This window comes from Dankookia rubra (genome assembly GCF_004355005.1).
Taxonomy (GTDB): domain Bacteria; phylum Pseudomonadota; class Alphaproteobacteria; order Acetobacterales; family Acetobacteraceae; genus Paracraurococcus; species Paracraurococcus ruber_A.
The window spans coordinates 1-18,349 of sequence record NZ_SMSJ01000049.1; the positions used below are offsets into that span (position 1 = coordinate 1).

Sequence of the window (18,349 nt, forward strand, 5' to 3'; positions counted from 1 at the left end):
GCATCAAGACCGAGGAGTCAGCGAAGTGGGGCAAGCTAATCCGAGACCGCAATATCAAGGTGACCTGAAAAGCGTTTCTCTGGGCGGGATCCAAACCACCGGATGCGACCTTCGTGCTCGCTACGCGTATGTCCGGTGTTGATGGGCGAGCGGACATCGTTGACCAACAGACGCGATCGGCAGCTCTGCGCCCTTCTCGGTCGTCGGCTGGGCGCGCCCGACTTCCTGAAACGGACAAAGCGCACCGAGCCTTGGCTCACCGAGATGGGTGGAATCCGGACCTTCGTGCAAGCTGGTGAGGTGTCTCTCCGTCAAGCTGCCGCGGGGCACAGTACCGGACTGTAGGTGCACGGATCAGGACGAGTGCTCGCCGACTACGGCCAGAGCCGGGGCACCGCTCTCCGTCGCATGCCCCCTCATGTAGGCCTGAGGACTGCAGCCCATCTCGGTGCGGAACGCGTAGATAAAGGCGGAGGTCGAGCTATAGCCAAGCTCCATCGCGACCTGGGTGACGCCCAGGCCACCGCCCAACAGCTCGATGGCCTTGAACAGCCGCAGCCGACGCCGCCAGGAGCGCAGGCTCATGGCCAGCTCCGCCTCGAAGCGCCGCGCCAGGGTGCGGCCCGACATGCCTAGCTCGCGGCCCCAGTCCTCCGGCCCGCGGTCGTCCGCCGGATCGGCGTAGAGCGCCTCGCACAGGGTTCCCAGCGCCCCGCTGCGCGGCCAGGGCAGCGCGCCTGAAAGGGGCGGCGCGCGCCGCAACTGGTCGAGGATCAGCGCCCTCACGCGACCGGCGTAGCCATCCTGGTCTGATTGCCCCTCGATCTCAGCCGCCTCGACGATCAGGGCCCGAAGCAGCGGCGAGACGCCGACCACGGTCGGGCTCGGTGGCAGGCTCCGGCCGGCCTCGTCGGCAATCCACAGGCTCCGGAACTCGGCGCCGAGCAGCGACCCGACGCGGTGCCGCAGACCGGTCGGCAGCCAGACCGCCTGCTCGGGTGAGATCACGAGCGACTGCCCCTCAACCGCCACCGTCAGCACGCCCGAGATCGCGTAGACCACCTGATGCCAGGCATGCGCGTGCTCCGGGAAGTAGTGGTGCGCCGGGATGGACTGGGCCCGCACGGTCATCGGGCGGGGGGCCATCAGCCCAGGCGGAGCGGCAATCGTCTCCCATTGCATGGCCGCAGCCTCCTTTTGTCCGCTGTTCTACACAGCATGTCGTCCAGTCGAAATACAGCCATCTGGCAGGCCGGTATACCTGGGAGGCAGGACGCTGGCGGCGCTCCGGACCTATCGGGCCGCGGACCGGCGACCACACCTTCAACACGAGGATCCCGCCATGGCCCACCTCGACCGCCGCGGCCTGCCGCTCTCCACCACCTCCGACCTTGCCGCCGAGCGCTACCGGGAGGGCGTGGACCTCCTGCTCTCGGCTTGGCCCGGCGCGGCGGAGGCGCTCGAGGCGGCCGTCGCGGCCGATCCGGACTTCGCCCTTCCCCATGCAGCGCGCGCCCGGCTGCACGCCATCCGCGCCGAGCCGGCCGAGGCCAGGGCGCGGATCGCAACAGCGGCGGACCTTGTCGCCCGCAACGGGACCGCGCGGGAGCGGAGCCATGTCGAGATCCTGTCGCTCGCCATCGGCGGCCAGCCGGCCAAGGCGCTGGAGCGCGCCCTCGCGCATCTCGAGGACTGGCCGCGCGACGTCCTGGTCCTCTCGCTGCCGCTCGGCGCCTTCGGCCTCTTCGCCTTTTCCGGCATGGCGGACCACGACCAGGCGCGCGTCGACCTCTGCGAACGCCACGCCCGGCACTTCGCCGAGGACGACTGGTGGTTCCTCACCTACCGCGGCTGGTCGCATGCCGAGAACGGCGCGGTCGCGCAGGGCCTCGACATCACCTGGCGCGGCTTTGCGCTGCGGCGGGAGAATGCGAACGCCGCCCACGCGGTTTCGCACGCGCTCTACGAGGCCGGCGCGAACGACGAGGCCGAGGTGCTGATTGCGGGCTGGCTGCCCGGCTACGACCGCAGCGGCCCCCTGCACGGCCATATCGCTTGGCACTCGGCCCTGGCCGCGCTGGAGCGTGGCGACACGGAGCGCGCGCTGGCGATCTATGGCGAGCACGTCCAGCCCTCCGTCTCGAAGGGGATGCCGGTGAACGTGGTCAGCGACACGGCCTCCTTCCTCTGGCGGCTGCAGGCCTATGGGCATGAGGTCCCGGCGGGTCTATGGCAGGCGGCCGCGACCTATGCCGCGCCAGCTTTCCCGAAGGCCGGCTTCGCCTTCGCCGACGCGCATATGGCGATCTTCGAGGCCGCCGCCGGCGACCGGGAGGCGGTGGCACGGCGCACCGCAGCGCTGACGCAGCTGGCCGACGCAGGCAGCCTCGGCGCGGGACCGGTGGTGCCGGCGGTCTGCCGCGCCGCGCTTGCCTTCGCCGATGCCGACTACGCCGACTGCGCGCGCATCCTGGAGCCGGTCACGTGCGAGGTGGTGCGCATCGGCGGCAGCGGCGCCCAGCGGGAGATGCTGGAGGATATGCTCCTCATTGCCCTCATGCGGAGCGGCGAGGCCGCGAAGGCCCGCGCGCTGCTCGATCGCCGCCTGCATCGCCGGCCCTCGCCGCGCGATGCGCGCTGGCTCGGCCAGCTGGCCGCCTGAGACGGAACCCCATGTCACAGGCCCAAGCCGCCCCGGTAGACGGGATTGCACCTCCGGTCGCCTTCGAGCATGAGACCGGCAACGTCGCCCGGCTGACGATCGCCCAGGCGCTCGCCGGCGCCAACTCGACGGTCGTCTACGCCACGGGCGCGGTCGTCGGCCACAGCTTGGCGCCGAGCCCGGCGATGGCGACGCTGCCGATCTCGATCTTCGTCGTCGGCATGGCCGCCTGCACCTTGCCGGCCGGCGCCATCGCGCGCCGCTACGGCCGCCGCGCCGCCTTCCTGGCCGGGACCGGGTGCGGTGTGCTCGTCGGCCTGCTGGGTACCCTCGCGGTGCTGCTGGGCTCCTTCTGGACCTTCTGCCTCGCAACCTTCTTCGGCGGTGCCTATGCCGCGGTGGTGCTGTCCTTTCGCTTTGCGGCGGCCGATTGCGTGCCGGCCACGCGACGTCCGCGCGCGCTGTCGCTGGTCATGGCGGGCGGGGTCTTCGCCGGCGTCATCGGGCCGCAGCTCGTGACGCACACCATGGACCTGTGGGTGCCCCATATCTTCGCGGCCACCTTCCTGGCCCAGGCGGGCGTGGCGGCGCTCTCGGCGCTCGTCCTGCTCGGCGTGCGGCTGCCGATGCCGACCGCGGCAGAGATGGCCGGCGGCCGTCCGCTGCTGTCCATCGCGCGCCAGCCGCGCTTCATCACCGCGGTAATCTGCGGCGTGGTCTCCTACCTGCTGATGAACTTCCTCATGACCGCGGCGCCGTTGGCGATGCTGCTCTGCGGGCTGCCGCAGGACTCCGCCAATCTCGGCCTGCAGTGGCACGTCATCGCCATGTACGCCCCAGGCTTCTTCACGGGCCGGCTCATCACCCGCTTCGGCGCGCCGCGCGTCGTGGCTGCGGGCCTGGCGCTGATATCGGCCGCCGTTGTCGCCGGCCTGCTCGGCCAGGATGTCGGGCATTTCTGGGGCAGCCTGGTGCTGCTCGGGCTCGGCTGGAATTTCGGCTTCGTCGGCGCATCTTCCCTGGTGCTGGAGTGCCACCGGCCGGAGGAGCGGACGCGGGTGCAGTCGCTCAACGACTTTATCGTCTTCGGGACGATGGCCCTGGGCTCCTTCGCCTCCGGTGGCCTGCTGACCGCCTATGGCTGGGACACGGTGCTCTGGGTGTCTTTCGGCCCGCTGGCGCTCGCGGTCGCGGCGCTGGCGGTCACGGCCGCGACCCGTGCCCGTGCGACGGCGGGCTGAGATGACCGTCGCCATTGTCGGCGGCGGCCTCGCCGGGCTCCACGCCGCACGGCTGCTGCATGATGCGGGCGTGCCGTTCCGCCTGATCGAGGCGCGCGAGCGGCTCGGCGGACGGATCCTGACAGCGGACACGGCTGGCCGCGCCGCCATGGACGGCTTCGACCTCGGGCCGTCCTGGTTCTGGCCTGGGATGCACCCGGCGATGGCCGGCGTCGTGGACGAGCTGGGCCTGGAGGCCTTCCCGCAGCACGACGACGGCGACGTTCTGGTGGAGCGGTCGCGCACCGCGCCGCCGCAACGCTATCAGGGCTTCCGGCAGGAACCGCGCTCCATGCGCCTCGCCGGCGGCACGGGCGCGCTCGTCCGGGCCCTGGCCGCAGGCCTGCCCGGGGATGCCGTCCGCCTTGGCGTGCAGGTGACGCGGATCGCGCTCGAGGAGAGGGGCGTCCGGCTTACCCTGCGCGGGCCCGGGGGCGGCGAGGAGGCGCTGCCGGCCAACCAGGTCATCCTCGCCCTGCCGCCGCGGCTAATCGATGCGACCATCGCCTTCGCGCCCGCCATCGAGCCCTCCACGCGGCTGACCTGGCGCGACACCGCGACCTGGATGGCGCCGCATGCGAAGCTCTTCGCGCTCTACGACCGCCCCTTCTGGCGCGATGCGGGTCTCTCGGGCATGGCGCAGAGCACGGTCGGTCCGCTGGCGGAGATCCATGACTCGACGACGGCCTCCGGCGCCGCCGCGCTCTTCGGCTTCGTGGGCATCCCGGCGGAAGGGCGCGCCGCCATCGGCACGGAGGCCCTGACCCGGGCCTGCCTCGATCAGCTTGCACGTCTGTTCGGGCCAGCGGCGGCGACACCCGGCGCGACCTTGCTGAAGGACTGGAGCGCGGAGCCGCTGACTGCGACTGCGGAAGACCGGCGCGGCGGCGCGCACCCCCTGCCGCGGCAGGGACCCTGGGTCACCGGCGCCTGGCGGGACCGGCTGTGTCTCGCCGGCAGCGAAACCAGCGCGGTCGCGCCCGGCTACCTCGCGGGCGCGCTGGACGCGGCGGAGCGGGCGGTGGCGCAGACCCTCGGGCGGATGGCGGAGGTGCAGCCGGGATGACTGCGAGGCGACCCTGATGACGGAAACCTACCGTGCCGTGCAGGTGACGCACCCGGGCCTGCTCGAGCTGGTGACCCGCCCCGTGCCCAGCCCGGCTCCGGGCGAGGTGCTGATCGCGGTCGAGGCCTGCGGCATCTGCGGCGCTATCGGCGATATTGAGAATGCCGATCCGGCGCGCCAGCTTCCGCGCGTTCCGGGGCACGAGGTGGTGGGCCGCGTCGTCGCACTCGGCAGTGGCGTCGCCTCCATCTGGAAGCCGGGCCAGCGGGTTGGCGTCGGGAGGCTCGGCGGGCATTGCGGCGAATGCGTGCAATGCCGCCAGGGCCGCTTCAATCTCTGTCGCAACCAGCCCATCATGGGCTCCAACCGCGATGGCGGCTATGCCGAGATGATGACCGCGCGCGGCACCGGCTTGGTCTCGATCCCGCCGGAACTCAACGCCGAGGAGGCCGCGCCGATCCTCTGCGCCGGCATCGCCACCTTCAACGCGCTGAAAAAATGCGGCGCGGAGGCGGGGGACCTGGTCGCCGTGCTCGGGATCGGCGGGCTGGGCCACATGGCGCTGCAGTACGCCCGCCGGATGGGCTTCCGGGTGGCGGCGATCGGCCGCGGCCAGGACATCGCCCAGGACGCGCACGACCTCGGCGCGCACCACTACATCGATACGAACGGCGAGGACGCCGCCGAGCGGCTGCGCGTGCTGGGAGGCGCGAAGGCGATCCTCACCACCATCGCCACGCCCGCTGCTGTTGCGCCGCTCCTCGGCGGGCTGGCGCCGGAGGGGAGGCTCGTGCTGCTCGGCGTCGGCAACGATCCGCTGCCCGTTGTGCCGGGGCTCCTCGTGGGCGGCGAGCGCAGCGTGACGGGGTCGATCACCGGATCGCCCTACGAGAACGAGCGAACGCTGGATTTCAGCGTGCTGACCGGCGTGAGGCCGATGATCGAGACCATGCCGCTCGAGCAGACCGCCGAGGCCGTCCGGCGCGTGAAGTCGGGGCATGTCCGGTTCCGGATGGTCCTGATGATGGGGGGAGAACGACCATGCGCCTGAATGACGACCTGTCGAAGCCCGTCATCATCCATGCCGGGCGGATGGACTGGGTGCGGAGCCCGGCCGCCGGCGTCGAGCGCCGCATGCTGTTCCGCATCGGCGGCGAGGTGGCGCGCGCGACCTCCATCGTGCGCTACGCGCCGGGCAGCGCTTTCCCGCGCCACGTCCACGGCGGCGGCGAGGAGATCCTCGTGCTGGAGGGCGTCTTCCAGGACGAGCATGGTGACTATCCGGCCGGCTGCTACTTCCGTAATCCACCCGGCACCTCGCATGTGCCGGCCTCGAAGCCGGGCTGCACGATCTTCGTGCGGCTCTGGCAGTTCCGGGAAGGCGATGCGGCGCAGGTCGTCCGCCAGCCGGAGGCCGACGCCTCGGCCGTGCTGTTCGACGATGGGCATGAGGCCGTTCGCCTTCGGGCCTGGGAGGCCGGCGCGGCCGTCGATGTGGACAACCCACGCGGGCTGGAATTCCTCGTGCTCTCGGGCGGCCTGACGACCGGCGGCGAAAGCCTCGAGCCGCAAAGCTGGGGCCGCCTGCCGGCCGGCACCGGCCCCAAGGGCGTCGCCGGCCCAGCTGGTGCCCGGCTCTGGATCAGGGACGCGCCGCTGCTCCACCCCGATATCCTGCCGATGCCCTGAGAGGAGACCGTCGTGACCACCGAGATCATCACCTTCGGTATCCCGGACGGCATGACCCGGGACGAGGTCGTGGCGAATTATCGCCGCAGCGCGCCGGGCTGGCGGGCGAACCCCGACCTAATCCGCAAGAACTACCTCTTCGACGAGACGACCCGTAGGGCCGGGGGCGTCTATTTCTGGCGCAGCATGGACGCCGCGCGTCGGGCGCGCGACGCCGCCTGGCTCGAACGGGTGCGGCGTACCTATGGCAGCGAGCCGCAGGTCCAGTATTTCGAGACGCCGCTGGTGGCGGACAACGCGCTCGGCGAGACGGTCGACGAGGCCGGAGCGGGTCAGCCCGCGGCGCGGTAGACCGGCAGGGCATGCCGTCGCCTGGCCTCGAAGATGATCGAGGTCTCGATGCGCGTCACCGCCGGGCGGCTGGTGAAGTGGTCCAGCGCCAGGTCCTTTAGCTGCTGGGTGTCGCGCACCGCCACATGGACGATCACGTCGTAGCGGCCTGTCACGAGGAAGGCGGCGCGCACCTCGGGCAGCGCCACCGCGTCGTCGAGGAACCGGTCCACCGTGTCGCGCTCATGCTTCGACAGGCCGATCATCAGCAGCGCCTCGAGCCCGATGCCGAGCGCGCGCGGATCGACCTCGGCATGCGCGCCGCGCAGCACGCCCGCCTCCCGCAACTGCCGGATCCGCCCATGCACCGAGGACGGGGCGAGCCCGACCGCGGCGGCGATCTCCTTGACCGAGAGCCGCGCATCCTTCTGCAGCAGCCGGAGAATGGCGTCGTCCGTTCGGTCGAGGGCGGTGCCGAGGCTCATCTTCCGTAATCCATTCGGTGGTCAGCCACCATATCCGACGACTAGGCTACGGGACCGCCCTCTGGCCGAACAGGATCACGTCATGCCCGCCTTCGACTTGCCCCTGCTCGCCGGCATCGATGCCGGGGCGATCGCCCGCTTCCGCCGCGACGGCTTCCTGGTAGTGGAGCGCATCCTCTCGCCCGGGCGGATCGAGGCGCTGCGGGAACGCTTCCCGCTGGTCTTCGCTGGTCGCTTCGACACCGGCATCTACCCGGACGAATGGTACTGGCGGGAGGGCATGAGCCTGCCCGACGTCACGCGCCACATGGCGAATGCCTGGAAGGCGGACCTGACCATCGCGCGCCTCGCGCTCTCGGCCGATATCGGCCGTGCCGCCGCGGCGCTGGCAGGGTGGTCCGGAACGCGGCTCGGCCAGGATACCCTCTGGTGGAAGGCGCCGCGGACGAAGCCGGTCTCCTTCCACCAGGACACCTCCTTCCTTGATGTGCTCGACCCGCAGGAGACCGTCACCTGCTGGGTGACGTTGGACGACACGGCGCGCGAGGCCGGCACGCTGGAATACGTGCCCGGCTCGCATCTCTGGCCGCTGACGCCGATCCCGGAGGGGTTCCACGCGCCGGACGACTTCCGCGCTCATATGCGCGCGGCCGCCGCGGAGGCCGGCATCGCGCCGCCCGATTCCGTGCTGATCGAGGTACCGGCCGGATCCTGCGTCTTCCACGCGGGGGAGATCTGGCACGGCTCCGGCCCCAACCTGACGGATGACCGCATGCGCCGCTCGATCGGCGTGCATTTGGTGCCGGAGCAGGCGCGCTTCAGCGATCGGCCCGGCGGCTACATCTACCGTCGCTATCAGCGCACCGGCGACCCGGTGATGGATGAGAGCTACTTCCCCATCCTCTGGTCCGGCACCGGCCACCGGACCGGCTGGATCGAGGATTACTGCGAGACCGGCTGGCGGATGCCGCCGCAGGCAGCCTGACGGATCGTCGATACGCTTTGGCGGCTCATCGAAAGACGGACGCCGCGCCATCTGCCACAGATAGCGCCAGAGGGCTGGCGAACCGGCCCCGGCAGAGGGAGGACGACATGCAGGCAGCGACCCTGACGGAAGCGCCCGTTCGCTACATGGAGCGGACGCAGCTCTATTACCGCGCGCTCGGCTACGACAACGACTATGTCTGGGCGCAGCATGACGAGGTGCCCTTCACACCGCTCGGCAAGCCGCTCAGCGCGATGACGGTCGGCCTGGTCAGCACGGCGGGGCCCGGCGACCGCTCCCACCGCGACGCGCGCAACCGCCGCCAGGTCTGGAGCGGCCTGGTCGCAAGCCCACCGGCGAGCTTCGACACCGATGTAGCTTGGGACAAGGAAACCACCCATACCGAGGACCGCGAGAGCTTCCTGCCCCTCGAGGCGGCGCAGCATTTCGTCGCCGCGGGACAGCTGGGCGGCCTCGCCGCTCGCTTCCATGCGGCACCCACCGAATACAGCCAGAAGAAGACCATCGAGCAGGATGCACCCGAGATCCTCCGGCGCCTGCGCGAGGATGGGGCCGAGGCGGCGATCCTCTCTGCACTCTGCCCGGTTTGCCACCAGACCGAGAGCCTCATCGCCCGGCATCTGGAAGAGAACGGGATGCCGACCGTGCTGATCGGCGCGGCGCGCGACATCGTCGAGCATTGCGGCGTGCCGCGCTTCGTCTTCTCCGACCTCCCGCTCGGGAATCCCTGCGGGCATCCCTGGGACCGCGCGATGCAGCGGGCGATCCTGGGCCTCGCCTTCGATGTGCTGGAGAACGCCACGGGGCCGCGCAGCACGGTGCAGTCGCCCTTTGCCTGGAAGCCCGAGGATCCTGCCTGGCGCGAGCGCTATGCCCGGGTGCTGCCGGAGGACCGGGAGCGGCTGCTGGCGATCGGCGACGAACGCCGGCGGCGGTTCGGCCAGCCGCCACGCGCTTAGTAAAAGTATCAGAACCCGTAAAGCCGAGCCGGATTGTCGACGAGGAGGGCCCGACGTGCTCTGTCGTCCGACGCCCACCCCACAATCGCGTCGAGTGCTCCGCGGTCGTCGACCGCCTGAAATGGTTCTACCACCTCGACGCTTCCCGGGTTGCGGCTCCTCGCACCTCCAGTGTGAGGCCAGTCAGAGGCCCAGATAAGGCGTTCGGGGTTGGCGGCGAAGAATGCCTGCGCGATCGGCGCCAAGTTCGCATAGGAGGGGCCGTCGCTCGAGGCGCGGTAGGGCGCGGACAATTTGACATAGGCATTGCCCGTCTGCAGTAGGTTAAGCACTTGAGCCATGCCCGGTTGATCGGGACCGCGCTCGGCCTTGGCTCCCGCGAAGTGGTCAAGGATCACGGGTATCTGCAGCGCGGCGAGTTGGTCACTAACCGCCCCGATCACCCTCATATCGGCATAGACCTGAAGCGCCCAGCCTCGCGAGGCCACCCGGATGGCGGCGGCACGGACAGCCTCGCCTGCGGTGCGGCCGCTGTCCTCGCCGCGGACTTCCAGGTTAACACGGACTCCACGGACACCAGCACTGTGCATACGGTTGAGCTCGGCGTCGGTCGTCCTTTGCGGATCGATGACGGCGATGCCGCGCGCGACCCGTGGCCCGAGCTGCTCAAGTGCGTTCAGCAGGCAGGCATTGTCCGCACCGTAGACGCTCGGCTGGACCAGGACGACACGCTCCATTCCGAGAGACGCCAGGAAGGTGCGCAGATCGCCGACCGAGGCAGGGCCCGGCGTGTAGTTGCGTCCTGCCGCGTAGGGGAAGGGGTCGGGCGCGAAGACATGGACATGACAGTCGCATGTCCCCGACAGCGCGGCCGGAGTTGTCGAACTGGCGGCGAACGGGGTTGATGTCATCGCCGTTGTTTCCGTAATCCCAAACAAGATTGAACCCGATGCTGTTAGGAGCGAGCGGCGCCTCACCGGCGGGATGGCCATTTCCACACGGGGATTTTCGTTCATCGTGGCTGCTCTCCCTCAGGGCGTCTCAGCTCGGGACACGAGTGCTGCAGGGCAGCGTTCCGAGGACGTTGAAGCCGCCGTCCTCTGGCATGTGCAGGACGGGGCGGCTTTCGCCACCCTTCCTCGAACACCCCCTCGATGCCGCGCTTCGTCCCGTTTTTGTGGCCTGCAGATCCAGCCGAGCCCTTAGTCCTTATGCTCGGCGAGCACGGGGCGGGTCTCGCCCGTCTCGACGAGCGTGCGGGTGGCGTCGACGCGGGCGTAAATCCAGAGGATCTTCATTCCCTCGGTCTGCGAGGCGTTGATGAAGCGGTGCGGCACGCCCTCTGGAATCCAGGAAATGTCGCCGGCCTTGATCTCGTGCCGCTCGCCGTCGATCTCGGCAATCGCGTTACCCTCGAGGAGAAGGACGCTCTCCTCGCAGTTGTGGGTGTGCAGCGGGATGGCGGCACTCGGGCCGAAGATCGTCATGCCGTTCAGGAAGCTCTTCGCGCCGATCCTCGGGCCGACGAGAGGGATGGTCTTGGCGCCGCCGCCGCGCTCATAGGCCTTCATCTCGTCGGGGTAGAGCACCACGCCCTTTGGGGTCTCGTTCGCCATGGGACTGTCTCTCCTGCTCAATCCAGGGGTTTGCGGGGGGAGGTCGCCGGCTCGGCGGTGCCGATCCAGATCGTCTTGGCATTTAAGAACGCGCGCATGCCGAGCGCGCCGAGCTCCCGGCCGTAGCCGGATTTCTTGATGCCGCCGAAGGGGATGCGCGGGTCGGAGGCGACGAGCGCGTTGACGAAGACCGCGCCCGCCTCGATGCGCCGGACCAGGCGCTTCGCGGCGAACAGGTCGCCCGTCCAGAGCGCGGCGCCAAGGCCGAACTCCGTCTGATTGGCGAGCCGGATCGCATCCTCGGTATCGCGCGCGCGGACGATCGCGGCAGCGGGGCCGAAAGTCTCCTCGCAGAACGCAACCATCTCCGGCGCAACCCCGTCGAGGAGCGTCGGCTCGTAGAAGAAGCCGCGGCCCGGAACGGGCCTGCCGCCCGCGACCAGGCAGGCGCCGGCCGCCACCGATGCCTCGACCTGGGCGTGCAGTGTGTCCCGGAGGTTCTCCCGTGCCATGGCGCCGATCGTCGTCTGCCGGTCCATCGGATTGCCCACGACAAGGTACGCCATATGCCGCCGGAAGGCCTCGGCGAAGGCCTCCGCAACCGCCTCGACGACGATGAAGCGCTTGGCCGAGATGCAGCTCTGCCCGGTGTTGGAGAAGCGCGCCTTCACCGCCGTCTTTGCCGCTGCCTCAATGTCCGCATCGGCGAGCACGATGAAGGGGTCGGAGCCGCCAAGCTCCAGCACCTGCGGCTTCAGCGCCCGCCCGGCCTGGGCAGCGACGATGCTGCCGACCGCCGTGGAGCCGGTCAGGGTTACAGCCGCGATGCGGTCGTCGGCAATGATCCCGGCGACCTCGGTATTGTCCACGAAGAGGACCCCGAGCAGACCCTCCGGCGCATCTGCCTCGCGCATCATCTCACGGATCGCCAGTGCGCAGCCCGGGACGTTGTTGGCATGCTTCAGCACGGCCCCGTTCCCGGCCGCAAGGGTGGGTGCGAGGAAGCGCACGAGCTGCCAAAAGGGGTAGTTCCAGGGCATGATTGCCAGCACCACGCCGAGCGGGTCCCAGACGATGGCGCTCTCGAATGCGCTCGTCGCCACGGGCTCATCGGCGAGGAAGCGCGGAGCGTTCTCGGCGTAGTAGTCCAGAGTGAGGGCGCACTTGTCGATTTCGCCCTCCGCCTCGACGATCGGCTTGCCCATCTCCTCCGTGATGAGGCGAGCGTAGCGGTCGCGGTTGGCGCGAAGGACGCCGGCGATACGGCGCAGGAGGGCCGTCCGCCTCTCGACCGGCTCCGCTGCCCAGCGCCGCTGGGCCGCGACGGCGGCCGCCAGCGTCGCGTCCACCTCCGCCGGCGTATGAAACTCGTACCGCGCCAGCTCCTCGCCGGTTGCCGGATTCGTTGTGATGATCATCCCGCACTCGTCCTATGCCGTCTCCCGCGCATCCGCGGTGAGATAGACGACCAGGGCTTCGCTGAAGGCGCGCGTGCCCAGCTCGCCGCCTAGGTCGGTGGTCCGCGTCCGCGGCTCGGCGAGCAGCGCGTCCACCGCGGCGGAGACCGCCGCCCCCGCCTGCGCCAGGCGGGTGTCGCTGCGGCGCTCCCCGAGCCATTCGAGCATCATGGCGGCGGAGAGGATCAGCGAGGTGGGGTTCGCCTTATCCTGGCCCGCGATGTCCGGAGCGGAGCCGTGCTGGGCCTGCGCACAGCACATGGTCTCATTGTGGTTGATCGAACCCGCGACGCCGAGGCCGCCCGACAGTTCGGAAGCCAGGTCGGACAGGATGTCGGCGTGGAAGTTCGTGGCGCAGAGCACGTCGAAGCGCCCGGGATCGCGCACGAGGAGAGCGGCGCAGGCATCGACGATGACCGTGTCGAAGGCGATGTCCGGGAACTCGGCCGCGACCTTGCGGCAGCACTCCAGGAACAGGCCGTCGCTGATCTTGAACGCGTTCGCCTTGTGCACGGCGGTCACCTTGCACCGGCGGCGCCGGGCCAGTTCAAAGGACCGACGGGCGATGCGCTCCGAGGCATGACGGGTGATCTTGCGAATGGAGAGCGCCATGTCCGGCGTCGGCATGAACTCGCCGATGCCGAGGTGCATGTTGCGGTCGGGGTAAAAGCCCTCCGTTGCCTCCCGCATGATGACGAGGTCGAGCGGCTGGTGCCCGCGGCCGAGGCCTGGGCGGGTTCGCGCCGGCCGGACATTGGCGTAGAGGTCGAGCCGCGTCCGGAAGGCCGAGGAGATGTTGATCCCGCCCTGCTCGCGCGGCGGATAGTCGAGGTGCGAAATCGGGCCGAGCAGCGTCGCGTCCACCTCGCGCGCGAGGTCCATGACCTCCTCCGGCAGCGTGGTCCCGTGCTTCTCCAGAGCGGCGAAGCCGATGTCGCGCTGCTCGAAGCGGAGGCCGAGGCCGAAGCGCCGGTCGGCCGCCTCGAGCACCTTCAGCGTTGCCGCAGTGATTTCCGGGCCGATGCCGTCTCCGGGCAGGACGAGGATGCGGGTCATCGGGCACCTCGCCGGTCGAGTTGAGCCAGAACGTTTGGGCATGAGGGGCGCATGGGCGTGTTCCTCCGGGCTTGTGGTGGGCACCGCCGGTGCGCCGAAGGGCTCGGCTTCACCAATGGGCTTGATGTTCTAATACGTGAAAGAGTACAAAACTCGCAAGCCCTATCGGAGGACAACGCCCATGACCCGACGCCTCAAGCTGGCCTGCCTCGCTGGCCTCGCTCTTTGCGCCTTCGCACCACCCGCCCTGGCCCAGGGCAGCTATCCCCAGCGGCCCATCAGGCTAATCGTACCCTTCGCACCAGGCGGCGGATCGGACGTTGCAGGCCGTCTTGCCGCCCAGTGCATGACGCCGAAGCTGGGCCAGGCGGTCGTGGTTGAGAACCGCGGCGGGGCCGGCGGGACAATCGGCATGGAGGCGGTCGCGAAGGGTACGGCCGACGGCTACACTTTTGCCTTCCTCACCACCTCCTCGGCCGCCCTGAACGTCTTCTTGTATCGAAACCTCAATTTCGACATTCAGCGGGACTTCCAGGCGGTCGGCGAGGTCGGCCGCAGCCCGAGCGTGCTGGCGGTGCGGCGTGGGCTGGCCACTGATGTCGCCGGGCTCCGGGCCGCCGGCAGCCGATCCGGCGGGCTGACCTACGGCTCGGGCGGCAACGGCACCGTGCCGCATCTGACCGGCGCCATGCTGGGCCGGGCGCTGGGCGTGGAGACGACGCATGTGCCGTACCGCGGCTCCGGCCCCGCGCTCACCGCCGTTGTGGCCGGGCAGGTGGACATGCTCCTGGAGGCGGTTCCGGTGGTGCTCGGCCAGATCCAGGAGGGACTGGTGCGCCCGCTCGCGGTGGCGTCGCCGCGCCGGGACCCGCTGCTGCCGGATGTGCCGACGTCCGTTGAGGCCGGGCTGCCGGGTTTCGAGATCGAGAACTGGTACGGAGTCTTCGCGCCCAGCCGCGTGCCGGCGTCGGTCGTCGAGACGGTCGCGCGTGCCTTGCGCGAAGGCCTTGCGGAGCCGGCCTGCCAGGCGCGCCTGCGCGAGATGGGCCTCTCTGGCGGCACCTCCGACCCAGCCGCCTTCCGCGCCTATTGGCAGGCGGAGTTGGACCGCTGGGGGCCGATCGTGGCGGCCTCTGGCATGCAGATGGACTGAAGGCGCAGAGAACACCGCTCGCGCCGGACGGGCGAACGAGGCTATTCCGGCCCCTGGACCGAAGGAGATGCGGATGGACGGGGCAGTCGGGACCACCGATAGCAGGCGCAGCCTGGCGCGAGGTCTGGCGGCCCAGATCCTGGACTGGGCGCGGCGCGAAGGGCTGCCGCCCGGCGCCCATCTGCGGGAGGAGGCCCTCGCCGAGGCCTTCGGGGTTTCGCGGACGCCGGTGCGGAACGCGCTTGGCGTGCTGGCCGCCGACGGGGTCGTGGAGCGCCAGTCGCGGCGGGGTTATTTCCTGAAGGCCATGCCATCCGCAGTTCCGTCCTCCGAAGACGAGACGGCAGGGGACGACACGCTCTATTTCCGCATTGCCGACGATCACCTGACCAACCTGATCGGACCCCGTGTGGCGGAGACCGACCTGCTCCGCCGCTACGGCATGTCTCGGGCGCAACTCGGCCGCATCCTCGCCCGCATGGTGCATGAAGGCTGGATCGAGCGGCGCGCGGGCCAGGGCTGGGAGTTCCGCCCGCTCCTCCGCTCGCCGGAGGCCTATATGCAGGGCTTCCGCTTCCGGGTCCTCGTCGAGCCCGCGGCGCTGCTCGAACCGGGTTATCAGCTGAAGCCGGCGGTCATCGAGCGGCTGCGGGCGGAGCAGCACGCCCTGCTGAATGGCGGCTGGCAGGCATCCTCGCGTGCCGAGACCCATCGCATCGGCGCGGAGTTCCATGAGGCCTTGATGGCCGGCTCGGGCAATCCGTTCATGCTCGATGCGCTGCGGCGGGTGAACGCGATGCGGCGGCTGATCGAGTACCGGGTCCACCCCGATCGCGTGCGGCTGGAGCGCATCTGCATGGAGCACCTGCACATCCTCGACCTGATTGAAAGCGGCGACCTGGAAGCAGCCTCGGCCTTCCTCCGTGTTCACCTCCAGGGATCGCGGCTGACAAAGGAGAAAGTGGTACGGTCGTCGCTGGAGGTGGGGAAGGCCGACGCGATATCCGTGCCCGGCAGCCGATAGGTCCGCCGCCGCCGAGGCATATCCAAAGGTGTTGAAGGGAAGGTCGGGAGATGTTGCGCCTTGGTCGTGGGCGCCAGTGACCCTCTTGGTCTGGCGCCAACCGAGGCTACCGCCTGTCGGCGCGGATTACAGGAGACCGCCTCGGGTGCCGCATGCCGCGGCACCACTTCCGCCAAATTCAGTGGTCGGTTCGGACAAACCATCCAGAGGCTAGTCGGCCTTGATGCCCGCGAACTTAATCACCCGCGCCCACTTCTCGACAGCGGCTGCCAGAATGGCCTCGAACTCGGCCGCCGTGCCGCCGACCGGCGTGCCCCCAAGGTCGATGATGCGGGCCCGAACCCCGGGATCAGCGATGCCCGCATTCAACTCGCGGTTCAGCAGATCGATGATGACGGCCGGCGTGTCGTGCGGCACGCCTATGCCGGCGAAGCCGCTGGCCTCGTAGCCCGGCACGAAATCGGCGATCCGCGGCACGTCCGGCAGCACCTCGAGCCGGGAAGCTGTGGTCACCCCGAGCGGCCGCAGCTTGCCGGCCCTGATCTGCTCGATCGCCTCCGACAGCGGGCTGAACACGAGCTGGATGTGGCCGGCCATCAGGTCCGCCACCGCCGGCGCACCGCCGCGATAGGGCACGTGCAGGAGGTTCACCCCGGTCATCATCTTGAACAGCTCGACCGAGATGTTCTGCGGCGTGCCGGTCCCGGCCGAGCCGTAGGTGAGGCGACCCGGATTCTCCTTCGCATGGGCGATCAGCTCGGGGATGCTCCGAACCTGAGAGGCCGGGTTGACGACGGCGACATAGGCCAGCCGCGCCGCGCAGATCACCGGGGCGATGTCGCGCATGAAATCGAATGGCAGGTTGGAATAGAGCGCGGCGTTGATTGCGTGTGGAGTGACGACCTGGAGCAGCGTGTAGCCATCGGGCGCCGCCCGGGCGACTATTTCCGTGGCGATGTTGCCGCTGGCGCCGCTGCGGTTGTCGACGATGTATTGCTGGCCGAGATGGTCCGACAGCCACTGCCCCATCAGCCGGGCCTGGATGTCGGTCGCGCCACCGGCGGCGAAGCCGACGAGGATGCGCGCAGGCCGCGACGGATAAGCCTGGGCGTGTGCTGTGCCTGACAGGCCAGCCAAGCCCAGGGCCGAGCCCGTGGCCAATGTTACAAACGAACGGCGGGTGCCGGCCACGATATCCCCTCCCTCGAATGCTGCCCCTCTTGCGAACTGTTCGTCCGAGGGCTTCCTTTTGGGTGAGGCTACCGGCGGCGCGAGTCGCTCTGCAAGAACAGCCGGTTCAGGTGGTTACCGGTTGTGTTGCAAAGTTTGCAGCGGGCCGTAAATGGCCCCGCTGGCATGCAAGTCAGGCAGCGACGTCGAACAGCTCGGCGATGAAGGTCGCTTGTGGCGGCATGTCGGAGATGCGGTGCGGACGGCATCATGTGCAGTGCTTTCCGCTTGGATAGGTCCTCACCTCCAACGACATTCCGATCGCGCGTCGCCACCGGGACCGGCTGTGGCACCCGATAGGTGAGGGCGGCGGGACGGTAACCGCTTAGGCGGCGGGATCGACCATGACAGGAGTAGTGGCGGCGGTTGGTGTTACCGACGACAGCGACGGCACGAGCGCCTTGATGCGCAGCCGGGTATCCTCTAGCAGCCGGGCCTTCGAAGCGCGCCCGGCATCGAGGTGACGCACCAGCAGCTCGGCGGCGCCGACGCGGTCCTCCGCCTCGATCCGGTCGAGGATCGCCAAGTGCTCCCTGGATTGGTCAGCCATCCGGCTGCGATCTAGCGCGATGACGTAGCCCACCAGCCGCCGCAACCGCGTCACCCGGGTTCCGGCGTCGGCGAAGAAGCGGTTGTTCGACGCCAGCATCAGCGCGAGGTGGAAGCCGGAGTTCAGCTCGAACACCTCGCGTGGATCGGCCTCCTTCTCCGCCTGAGCGAGCAGCCCCTCCTGTTCGCGGCGAAGCCGCGCCGCGACGCGGGGTGCCAGGGCGAATGCCGGATCGAGCAGCGCCGCCGGCTCGATCGCCCGCCGGAAGCGGTAGGACTCGTCGTAGCTGCTGGGGGTGTCGATCAGGGCGAGGAAGCGCCAGCCGCCCGCTGGCGCCCGCTCGGCCCAGCCTTCGCCCATGATCTGCAGCAGAACGCGATGGACCACGCCGCGCGGCGCTTCGTAGCGGCGCATCAGGCCAGCTTCGCTTGCGAGGTCCGGCAGGATGCCGGCGATTCGGTCGGAGGCGATGCGCCAGTAGAGCCGGGCTGCGGCACCGGCCTCGGCATCATGGGACGCCGCGTCTTCCCAGACGGCCGGAAGCTGGCGGACGGCAAGCCGGCCGTCACCGCGCCGTTCCAGCACCCCGAGATCGAGCAGCACCTGCACCGCCCCCCGGACCGGGGAGCGTGAGGTGCCCACAGCTTGGGCCAGACCATTCTCGCTCAACACATGACCGGGCTCCGAACCTGAGGCGCGTAGGTGATCGGTGATCGACCGGGCGAGATCGCGGTGCAGGTCGGCGGCAGGGGAACGGGGCATGGCCGCACCCTAACAGAGAGCCGG

Annotated in this window: 18 protein-coding genes; 10 read left to right on the forward strand and 8 right to left on the reverse strand. The window is 69.7% G+C overall.

Annotation, left to right across the window (positions count from 1 at the left end):
• Window positions 1–354: 354 nt before the first annotated feature.
• Window positions 355–1,182 (reverse strand): AraC family transcriptional regulator, encoded by an 828-nt coding sequence (locus E2C06_RS24680; RefSeq protein WP_133291253.1) that lies wholly within the window; start codon window positions 1,180–1,182, stop codon window positions 355–357.
• 160 nt (window positions 1,183–1,342) lie between these two features.
• Here E2C06_RS24680 and E2C06_RS24685 point away from each other — a divergent pair, with 160 nt between their 5' ends.
• The 6 genes from E2C06_RS24685 to E2C06_RS24710 are packed head-to-tail and all read left to right on the forward strand — an operon-like array spanning window position 1,343 to window position 7,048.
• Window positions 1,343–2,662 carry a tetratricopeptide repeat protein gene (locus E2C06_RS24685; RefSeq protein ID WP_133291254.1) on the forward strand — a complete coding sequence of 440 codons (1,320 nt, stop codon included), beginning with the start codon at window positions 1,343–1,345 and terminating at the stop codon, window positions 2,660–2,662.
• Between the two features lie 11 nt (window positions 2,663–2,673).
• On the forward strand, window positions 2,674–3,903 hold the full coding sequence (locus E2C06_RS24690; RefSeq protein ID WP_133291255.1) for an MFS transporter: 1,230 nt from the start codon (window positions 2,674–2,676) through the stop codon (window positions 3,901–3,903).
• Between the two features lies 1 nt (window position 3,904).
• The gene (locus tag E2C06_RS24695) at window positions 3,905–5,008 is read left to right on the forward strand and encodes a flavin monoamine oxidase family protein (protein ID WP_133291256.1); all 1,104 of its coding nucleotides are present in this window, start codon (window positions 3,905–3,907) and stop codon (window positions 5,006–5,008) included.
• Between the two features lie 16 nt (window positions 5,009–5,024).
• The gene (locus tag E2C06_RS24700) at window positions 5,025–6,059 is read left to right on the forward strand and encodes an alcohol dehydrogenase (protein WP_133291257.1); all 1,035 of its coding nucleotides are present in this window, start codon (window positions 5,025–5,027) and stop codon (window positions 6,057–6,059) included.
• Window positions 6,050–6,697: a cupin domain-containing protein gene (locus E2C06_RS24705; RefSeq protein WP_133291258.1), complete on the forward strand. Its 648-nt coding sequence runs from the start codon at window positions 6,050–6,052 to the stop codon at window positions 6,695–6,697. The genes E2C06_RS24700 and E2C06_RS24705 overlap by 10 nt, the downstream gene beginning before the upstream one ends.
• A gap of 12 nt (window positions 6,698–6,709) precedes the next feature.
• Entirely contained in the window at window positions 6,710–7,048 is a 339-nt protein-coding gene (locus E2C06_RS24710) for a monooxygenase (RefSeq protein ID WP_133291259.1), read from the forward strand.
• Here the strand turns inward: E2C06_RS24710 and E2C06_RS24715 are convergent.
• Window positions 7,030–7,512: an Lrp/AsnC family transcriptional regulator gene (locus tag E2C06_RS24715; RefSeq protein WP_133291260.1), complete on the reverse strand. Its 483-nt coding sequence runs from the start codon at window positions 7,510–7,512 to the stop codon at window positions 7,030–7,032. The genes E2C06_RS24710 and E2C06_RS24715 overlap by 19 nt on opposite strands.
• An 82-nt stretch (window positions 7,513–7,594) precedes the next feature.
• Between E2C06_RS24715 and E2C06_RS24720 the strand changes: the two genes are divergently transcribed.
• Window positions 7,595–8,497: a phytanoyl-CoA dioxygenase family protein gene (locus E2C06_RS24720; RefSeq protein WP_133291261.1), complete on the forward strand. Its 903-nt coding sequence runs from the start codon at window positions 7,595–7,597 to the stop codon at window positions 8,495–8,497.
• 107 nt (window positions 8,498–8,604) lie between these two features.
• Complete coding sequence (locus tag E2C06_RS24725; protein WP_133291262.1) at window positions 8,605–9,477, forward strand: hypothetical protein; 873 nt, start codon at window positions 8,605–8,607, stop codon at window positions 9,475–9,477.
• An 8-nt stretch (window positions 9,478–9,485) separates the two neighbouring features.
• Here the strand turns inward: E2C06_RS24725 and E2C06_RS24730 are convergent, their stop codons facing one another.
• The 4 genes from E2C06_RS24730 to E2C06_RS24745 all read right to left on the reverse strand — a co-directional run bounded on the left by E2C06_RS24730 (window position 9,486) and on the right by E2C06_RS24745 (window position 13,606).
• Entirely contained in the window at window positions 9,486–10,493 is a 1,008-nt protein-coding gene (locus E2C06_RS24730; protein WP_133291263.1) for an amidohydrolase family protein, read from the reverse strand.
• Between the two features lie 186 nt (window positions 10,494–10,679).
• Complete coding sequence (locus E2C06_RS24735; protein ID WP_133291264.1) at window positions 10,680–11,093, reverse strand: cupin domain-containing protein; 414 nt, start codon at window positions 11,091–11,093, stop codon at window positions 10,680–10,682.
• 17 nt (window positions 11,094–11,110) lie between these two features.
• Window positions 11,111–12,511, reverse strand: a complete 1,401-nt coding sequence (locus E2C06_RS24740; protein WP_133291265.1) for an NAD-dependent succinate-semialdehyde dehydrogenase — start codon at window positions 12,509–12,511, stop codon at window positions 11,111–11,113.
• A 12-nt stretch (window positions 12,512–12,523) separates the two neighbouring features.
• A complete protein-coding gene (locus E2C06_RS24745; protein ID WP_133291266.1) occupies window positions 12,524–13,606 on the reverse strand; it encodes an isocitrate/isopropylmalate dehydrogenase family protein in 1,083 nt (360 codons plus the stop codon).
• Window positions 13,607–13,787: 181 nt separating this feature from the next.
• Here E2C06_RS24745 and E2C06_RS24750 point away from each other — a divergent pair, with 181 nt between their 5' ends.
• The gene (locus tag E2C06_RS24750; protein WP_133291267.1) at window positions 13,788–14,759 is read left to right on the forward strand and encodes a Bug family tripartite tricarboxylate transporter substrate binding protein; all 972 of its coding nucleotides are present in this window, start codon (window positions 13,788–13,790) and stop codon (window positions 14,757–14,759) included.
• Window positions 14,760–14,832: 73 nt separating this feature from the next.
• Entirely contained in the window at window positions 14,833–15,783 is a 951-nt protein-coding gene (locus E2C06_RS24755; protein WP_165982638.1) for a GntR family transcriptional regulator, read from the forward strand.
• Between the two features lie 210 nt (window positions 15,784–15,993).
• Here the strand turns inward: E2C06_RS24755 and E2C06_RS24760 are convergent, their stop codons facing one another.
• Both E2C06_RS24760 and E2C06_RS24765 read right to left on the reverse strand, forming a co-directional pair.
• Window positions 15,994–16,974 carry a Bug family tripartite tricarboxylate transporter substrate binding protein gene (locus tag E2C06_RS24760; protein ID WP_133291269.1) on the reverse strand — a complete coding sequence of 327 codons (981 nt, stop codon included), beginning with the start codon at window positions 16,972–16,974 and terminating at the stop codon, window positions 15,994–15,996.
• Window positions 16,975–17,338: 364 nt separating this feature from the next.
• Window positions 17,339–18,325: an FCD domain-containing protein gene (locus E2C06_RS24765; protein WP_133291270.1), complete on the reverse strand. Its 987-nt coding sequence runs from the start codon at window positions 18,323–18,325 to the stop codon at window positions 17,339–17,341.
• Window positions 18,326–18,349: the final 24 nt, after the last annotated feature.

Bases quoted from the DNA above. Each gene is read 5' to 3' on its own strand.
- E2C06_RS24750 (WP_133291267.1), top strand. From the start codon at position 13,788: ATGACCCGACGCCTCAAGCTGGCCTGCCTCGCTGGCCTCGCTCTTTGC.
- E2C06_RS24730 (WP_133291263.1), bottom strand. From the start codon at position 10,493: ATGAACGAAAATCCCCGTGTGGAAATGGCCATCCCGCCGGTGAGGCGC.
- E2C06_RS24705 (WP_133291258.1), top strand. From the start codon at position 6,050: ATGCGCCTGAATGACGACCTGTCGAAGCCCGTCATCATCCATGCCGGG.
- E2C06_RS24720 (WP_133291261.1), top strand. From the start codon at position 7,595: ATGCCCGCCTTCGACTTGCCCCTGCTCGCCGGCATCGATGCCGGGGCG.
- E2C06_RS24715 (WP_133291260.1), bottom strand. From the start codon at position 7,512: ATGAGCCTCGGCACCGCCCTCGACCGAACGGACGACGCCATTCTCCGG.
- E2C06_RS24745 (WP_133291266.1), bottom strand. From the start codon at position 13,606: ATGACCCGCATCCTCGTCCTGCCCGGAGACGGCATCGGCCCGGAAATC.
- E2C06_RS24680 (WP_133291253.1), bottom strand. From the start codon at position 1,182: ATGCAATGGGAGACGATTGCCGCTCCGCCTGGGCTGATGGCCCCCCGC.
- E2C06_RS24725 (WP_133291262.1), top strand. From the start codon at position 8,605: ATGCAGGCAGCGACCCTGACGGAAGCGCCCGTTCGCTACATGGAGCGG.
- E2C06_RS24700 (WP_133291257.1), top strand. From the start codon at position 5,025: ATGACGGAAACCTACCGTGCCGTGCAGGTGACGCACCCGGGCCTGCTC.
- E2C06_RS24735 (WP_133291264.1), bottom strand. From the start codon at position 11,093: ATGGCGAACGAGACCCCAAAGGGCGTGGTGCTCTACCCCGACGAGATG.
- E2C06_RS24695 (WP_133291256.1), top strand. From the start codon at position 3,905: ATGACCGTCGCCATTGTCGGCGGCGGCCTCGCCGGGCTCCACGCCGCA.
- E2C06_RS24740 (WP_133291265.1), bottom strand. From the start codon at position 12,511: ATGATCATCACAACGAATCCGGCAACCGGCGAGGAGCTGGCGCGGTAC.
- E2C06_RS24690 (WP_133291255.1), top strand. From the start codon at position 2,674: ATGTCACAGGCCCAAGCCGCCCCGGTAGACGGGATTGCACCTCCGGTC.
- E2C06_RS24765 (WP_133291270.1), bottom strand. From the start codon at position 18,325: ATGCCCCGTTCCCCTGCCGCCGACCTGCACCGCGATCTCGCCCGGTCG.
- E2C06_RS24685 (WP_133291254.1), top strand. From the start codon at position 1,343: ATGGCCCACCTCGACCGCCGCGGCCTGCCGCTCTCCACCACCTCCGAC.
- E2C06_RS24755 (WP_165982638.1), top strand. From the start codon at position 14,833: ATGGACGGGGCAGTCGGGACCACCGATAGCAGGCGCAGCCTGGCGCGA.